The following is a 5,559-nucleotide window of genomic DNA, read 5'->3' as shown; positions in this document are numbered from 1 at the left end:
GTCCTGGACCGCGTCCGCGCGGAGGCCGCGAAGCTGCCCCAGGCGGTGCCGCTCCGCCGGGCCTACGGTCTGCTGCTCGACGCCGAACTCCGACGCGCCGAGGGCCGGCCGGACCCCGGCCGCTGGAGTCTGGTCTGCGCCGCCTTCGAACCGCTCGGCCGCCCCCTGGAGCTGGCACAGGCGCGGCACCGGTGGGCGGAGGCGCTGCTCACCGGGGAGGACGGTGCTCCACCCGTTGAGGACGGTGCCGGTGAAACAGCCGCCGGGCTGCTGGCCTCCGCCCACGGGACGGCCGTCCGTCTCGGCGCCCGCCCGCTCGGCGACGCCGTCGGACAACTGGCCCGGCGCGCCCGGCTGTCCCTCGCCCCCGTGCGCGGCGCGCGGCAGACGACAGGCGGCGGCCCGCTCGGGCTCACCCCGCGCGAGCAGGACGTCCTGCGGCTGGTGGCGCTCGGCCGCAGTAATCGCCGGATAGCCGAGGAGCTGTTCATCTCGCCGAAGACGGCGAGTGTGCACGTCTCCAACATCCTGGCGAAACTGGGCGCCTCGGGCCGCGGCGAGGCCGCCGCGACAGCCCACCGCCTGGGGCTGTTCACGCCCACCGCGGGCGTGTGACCGACGCGCGGAGCCGGATGGGCAGGGCGGTCGCGGTGACGGTGCCGCGAGCCCGTCGGGGGGAGGCATGACGCACACGATGTCAAAGCATGACGAACAGCCGATCCCGGCTCCCCTCTCAGCGGGTCAGCCAGCGCACCTCGTACGGAGCCAGGGACAGCTCCCGCCCGTCCACCCGTGCCGCGACCGGCCAGTGCTCCGTGTTGACGACGAGCACGGCCGCGTCGTCGGCGAGGACCTCGACCCTGGCACCGGCGCCCGAGGTGACGGCGGCCTGCCTGAAGGCGCTGCCCGGCGGGAATTCATGGGCGAACCGGCTCAGCAGCCGTGCCATCGGCAGTTCATGGCCCCCGTCGTGCAGCCGGGTGCTGCGCCACAGGCAGCCGGGGCAGTCGTCCCCGGCCTGCTGCGGGTTCCAGTAGAAGGCGGCCGACGCGCCGCTCGCCGCGAGCCGCATCATCGCGACGGCCTGGACGGCGGTGCGGTGCTGCTCGCTCCAGCCGTCCCGGCCGCCCGGCCGGTCGTCCTCGGCGGGCGGTTCGACGTACCACTCGGCCCACCACACCGGCAGCCCGGTGACGTGCCGCAGCCAGCGGGTGACGTCGGCGAACTTCTCGGTGGCGGCGAACTCGTCGGGGATCGTCCGGTGGCCTTCCCGGGTGTAGCTGGCGCCGTCCACCACGACGAAGTCCGCGCCCGCCCTGTGCGCGTTCCAGTACCGGACGACGTCGGCCGAGCGCTGGTCGAAGTCTCCCCACGGTCCGCGCAGTTCGGGCGTCCCGTTCCCCTCGCCGGGGGGATCGTGATCGGCGACGACATAGGGTCCGCCGACCAGGTTGGCCGGGTTCTGCCGCTTCAGCTCCGCGTACACGAGGTTGTACAGCTCGGTGTACCCCTCGTAGTTCCAGCGGCGCCGGCGCTCGTCGTAAAAGCCCTTCAGCTCGTTCCATACGAGGAAGTGCCGGATGTCCGGGTAGCGGCGGGCGATCACGCCCGCGAGCCGGGCGAAGTCCTTGTAGTGCCGGCGGTCGGGGGCGGCCTCCAGCCGGGACCAGTCGGTGCGCCCCTTCCGCCCGCCCTTCATCCAGTCGGGGGCCCCGCACAGGGTGAGGACGGGGGTGGCGCCGGTGGCCCGCATGAGGGCGACGCGCTCGTCGAGGGCCTGGAAGTCGTAGCGCCCGGGTGCCGGTTCGGGGTTCTCCGCGCCCCAGCCCATGATGTGCTGGTTCTGCGTCAGGGGCCGTGCGGAGAGGAGGCCGGTGGCCCGGCGCGTGGCCTCCGGCTCGCCGTGGTCCGCGCTGTACTGGGTATGGGTGAAGCCCCAGCCCGGCCGGGCACCCTCCTGGCGGCGGACCGGCTTCGGCGCCGCGCCTCCGCCCGGCCGACCGGCCATCGCCAGCGGCAGGGCGGTCAGGGCCACCGCTCCGCACGCCCCGACCAGGACGGCGAACTGCCATCGCCCCGTACCGGACCCCGTCGACCGTGCCGCTTCATGTCGTCCCACGGCATCCAGAATAGGCGCCATCATCCGGATTGCACCCCCCACACGCACCCGAGTTCCGCAGAACCTCCGTACGGTCCCGGGCACTTGACCGGCCGACCGGACAGGTTCGGGGCGCCGACCCCCGTACGGCGCCCCGTACGGGTCCGGCCCACGGGACAGGTCTCGCGGGCCGGACCCCGACGTCCCGGTCTAGGATCCGGCCCGCCCCTCGAGACGGCTCCCCCGCAGCACGGTGAAGGACATGATGTCGCTGGGGGCGTCCAGTTCGATGCGGTGCCACCGCCCGCGCGGCACGACGACCGCGGTTCCGGCCGTCAGCTTCACCTCCTCCTCACCCTCTCCCTCCTGCTCCGGACGGAAGTACATGCGTATCCCGCCGGTGAGACAGGACACGAGCTCGTCCGCGTCGGAGTGGATTTCCCAGTGGTCGGCGTGGACGTCGGCATCGGTCTCCACGTGGAAGGTCATCACGTGCCAGCCGTCCCGCCCGGGGTCGAACGTCTGCGGCCCGGCGTGTGCCTGGCCGTCCGGCCGAAGGTTGACGAAGGAGGTGAAGAGGTCGATGGGTGTGGCGCTCATGGCAGGGTTTCCTTTCCTTCTCTCCTGTGGTGATCTTCGGTCCGGTGTGCCGGGAGCCGGGGTACGGACCGGCTCACTCCGCCACGCCACGGCGCAGCGCGGCGCCGAGTTCGGCGATCTGCCGCTGGGACACCTCCGCGGACAGGATGGCCTGCGACCCGTGGAACGTGCCGGGCCACTGGTGCAGTTCGACCGAGACGCCCGCCTGCAGCAGGCGCAGCGCGTAGTCGATGTCCTCGTCGCGGTTCGGGCAGAGCTCGGCGGTGGCGATGTGGGCGGGCGGCAGGCCGGACAGGTCGGTGGCTCGGGCAGGGGCGGCGTACGGCGTGGCGGGCGTGGAGCCGAGGTAGTGCCGCCACAGCGCGGTGCCCTTCGCGCGGTTCATCCAGGGCGTGTCGGTGAAGTTCCGGGCCGACCAGGTCTCCTGCCGGTCGTCGAGCGCGGGCTGGCTGAGCAGTTGGAAGTGGATCGGCGGCCCCTGCTCGTCACGGGCCCGCAGCGCCACCGCGGCCGCGAGCCCAGCGCCCGCGCTGTGGCCGCCGACCGCGATCCGCCCGGGGTCGACGCCGAGTTCGGCCCCGCGCTCGGCCGTCCAGGTCAGCACGGCGTAGACGTCGTCCAGGGCGGCGGGGAACGGGTGCTCGGGGGCCAGGCGGTAGTCCACCGAGATGACCACCGCGCCGGAGCCGGTCGCGACCCGGGTGGCCCACGGGTGCTCGGTGTTCAGATTGCCCATGATCCAGCCGCCGCCGTGCATCCAGACGATGGCGCCCTGTGCCCGGTGCGGGCGGTAGATCCGTACCGCCACGTCCGGATCGGCGGGCACCGTCCGGTCCTCGATCTCCAGGTCCGCGTCCGGTGCCGGTATCGCGGCGCCCAGCTCGGCGAAGTCGCGGCGCGCGGTCACCGGGTCGGAGACGTCGGCCGAAGGGAACAACGGGATGAATGCTTCCAGTTCGGGATCCATACCCACCATCGTCGCGCTCGGCGCCCCCGCGAACATCCGCCATCCGTCGGGCATCCCGCCCGGATTCCGCGCCGATCGGCGCGGCCCGTCCTCCCTCGCCGTGGGGCCGTATCCTCCTGCCATGGAGGCACTGGCCGAACGGCTGTCGCAACTGGATTCGCATGTCCAAGGCGCGGTGCGCGTCGTCGCGTTCTACGACACGCTGATGCGCCGACGCGTGGATCTCCCCGCGCTCGCCCGGGCCTCGGCGGGCCTGGCCGAGTGCGTGGCCGGGATCCGGCTCCACGGCACGGGGCGGGCGATCCGTATGGCGTCCGACGGCACCCGGGCGTCCGTCCCGCCGGGCCCCGCGTCCACCACGGCACCGATCACCCTCGACGACGAGGAGATCGGCACGGTGTGGCTGGAACGCCCCGGCCCGCCCGGCGCGCTCGACGACGTGCTGCTGGACCGGCTGGCCATCGCCGCCGCGACGGCCGTCGAGAGGTACGGACCCGCCCGCACCACCATGGCCGACCCCGCCCTCGTCGAACTGGTGATCAGCGCCGACAGCGACGAGGCGGCCAGGGCCCGGGCGTTGCGGCTGCTGGGTTTCGCCGTCGGCCTGCCCGTCCACGCCGTCGCCGTACGGTCGCGGCTTCCGCTCGACCGGGTCGGCGGCCTGGTCTGCCCGGCCCGCCCGGTGAAGGCGGCACCGCTCGCGGACGTGGGCGTCATCCTGGCCACCACCGTGGACCCGGCCCGGATTCCGGCAGGGGTACGCGCGGGCATCGGCGCCGCCGACAGCCCCGAACGGTCCTGGCGGGAAGCCCGTACCGCCCTGCGCTTCGCCACGTCACGCCGGCCGGTCGTCCACTACGCCGACCTGGGGGCGCTGGCGCTGCTCGCACAGGTGCCCCAGGACTCCGCGCGGGACAACGCCGATGTGGCCGCGGTCGCCCGCGTGGCCGACGACCCGGAGGACCTGGAGACCCTGGACGCCTACTGCGCCACCGGCTCGCTGCGCCGGGCCGCCGGTCTTCTCCACCTGCACCACAGCAGCGTCGCCCGTCGGCTCGAACAGATCGGGAAGTCCCTGGGCATCGACCTCACCGACCCCACCGGGCTGCTACGGGCCAGACTCGCCCTCACCGCGTGGCAGCTGCTCGATGACTGAAGGACCGAGGGGGAACGGCCGCCGTCTCCCCCTGCTCTAGAGCTCGGCCGGGCGCCGCGGTTCGCGCCACATCGACCACAGCGTCGGCCCGTCCTGCGGCAGTCGCAGCTCCTCGCGCACGGTGAAGCCGAAGTGCTCGTAGAAGGGCAGGTTCGACTTCTTGGAGGACTCCAGGTAGACCGGCAGGCCCGCCGCGTCGGCCTTGGCGAGGCCCGAGCGGAGCAGCGCGGCGCCGTGCCCCTGACCGCGGGCGGCCGGGTCGGCGCCGATCACCGCGAGGGACCAGTGCGGCTCCTGGGGCGTATGCTCGGCGGCCGTCTCGACGGCGCCCCTGAACAGGGCGGCCTGATCACCGAGGATGTTCTGGAGCTCCTGGATGGTCTCCGCGTCGGGAACGGCCTTGGCCTGCGCCTCCGGCGGTGCCCAGAAGGCGGCCGCGGCGTCGGTGCGCTCGCACACGGCGTGGTGGACGTACTGCCGGGTGAAGATCGTGGTGAAGTAACGGCCCAGCCCTGCCTCGCGCGTGGCGTCGTCCGGGAAGAACCAGCGCATCATCGGGTCGTCGCCGAAGGCACGGGCCAGGGTGCGGCTGATCAGTGGAGCGTCGTCGATCGCCGCCGATATAGGTGTATTGGTCATCGACATGTGGGTCATTCTGCACCCAGGTGATCTTGAAGTCCGAGGTGGGGTCCGGTCCGCCCGCGCCTTCCCTACGGCCACGGGGATGTCCCCCCCCCC

6 protein-coding genes are annotated in these 5,559 nt (G+C 73.3%); 2 read left to right on the top strand and 4 right to left on the bottom strand.

Annotated elements, in window-relative coordinates; all coding sequences use genetic code 11:
* A partial coding sequence (locus tag K6I34_RS30395; protein WP_275127187.1) for a response regulator transcription factor occupies positions 1 to 615 on the top strand: 615 nt, incomplete at its 5' end.
* Positions 616 to 733: 118 nt separating this feature from the next.
* Here the strand turns inward: K6I34_RS30395 and K6I34_RS30390 are convergent.
* The 3 genes from K6I34_RS30390 to K6I34_RS30380 all read right to left on the bottom strand — a co-directional run bounded on the left by K6I34_RS30390 (position 734) and on the right by K6I34_RS30380 (position 3,665).
* A complete protein-coding gene (locus tag K6I34_RS30390; protein WP_229330842.1) occupies positions 734 to 2,119 on the bottom strand; it encodes a xylan 1,4-beta-xylosidase in 1,386 nt (461 codons plus the stop codon).
* Between the two features lie 189 nt (positions 2,120 to 2,308).
* The gene (locus K6I34_RS30385) at positions 2,309 to 2,698 is read right to left on the bottom strand and encodes a cupin domain-containing protein (RefSeq protein ID WP_229330839.1); all 390 of its coding nucleotides are present in this window, start codon (positions 2,696 to 2,698) and stop codon (positions 2,309 to 2,311) included.
* A gap of 73 nt (positions 2,699 to 2,771) precedes the next feature.
* Complete coding sequence (locus tag K6I34_RS30380) at positions 2,772 to 3,665, bottom strand: alpha/beta hydrolase (RefSeq protein ID WP_229330837.1); 894 nt, start codon at positions 3,663 to 3,665, stop codon at positions 2,772 to 2,774.
* On the opposite strand from K6I34_RS30380, the gene K6I34_RS30375 reads away from it, so the two are divergent.
* Complete coding sequence (locus K6I34_RS30375) at positions 3,640 to 4,821, top strand: helix-turn-helix domain-containing protein (protein WP_229330835.1); 1,182 nt, start codon at positions 3,640 to 3,642, stop codon at positions 4,819 to 4,821. The two genes, K6I34_RS30380 and K6I34_RS30375, sit on opposite strands and share 26 nt — an antisense overlap.
* A gap of 36 nt (positions 4,822 to 4,857) precedes the next feature.
* Here the strand turns inward: K6I34_RS30375 and K6I34_RS30370 are convergent, their stop codons facing one another.
* Positions 4,858 to 5,466 (bottom strand): GNAT family N-acetyltransferase, encoded by a 609-nt coding sequence (locus K6I34_RS30370; RefSeq protein ID WP_229330833.1) that lies wholly within the window; start codon positions 5,464 to 5,466, stop codon positions 4,858 to 4,860.
* Positions 5,467 to 5,559 lie beyond the last annotated feature (93 nt).

Source organism: Streptomyces sp. UNOC14_S4 (assembly GCF_020740835.1).
Taxonomy (GTDB): domain Bacteria; phylum Actinomycetota; class Actinomycetes; order Streptomycetales; family Streptomycetaceae; genus Streptomyces.
The sequence above is the reverse complement of the archived record's forward strand: the minus strand, read 5'-3'. Positions and strand labels throughout refer to the sequence as shown.

Coding starts and splice junctions, on each gene's coding strand:
- K6I34_RS30385 (WP_229330839.1), bottom strand. CDS start 2,698: ATGAGCGCCACACCCATCGACCTCTTCACCTCCTTCGTCAACCTTCGG.
- K6I34_RS30375 (WP_229330835.1), top strand. CDS start 3,640: ATGAATGCTTCCAGTTCGGGATCCATACCCACCATCGTCGCGCTCGGC.
- K6I34_RS30380 (WP_229330837.1), bottom strand. CDS start 3,665: ATGGATCCCGAACTGGAAGCATTCATCCCGTTGTTCCCTTCGGCCGAC.
- K6I34_RS30370 (WP_229330833.1), bottom strand. CDS start 5,466: ATGTCGATGACCAATACACCTATATCGGCGGCGATCGACGACGCTCCA.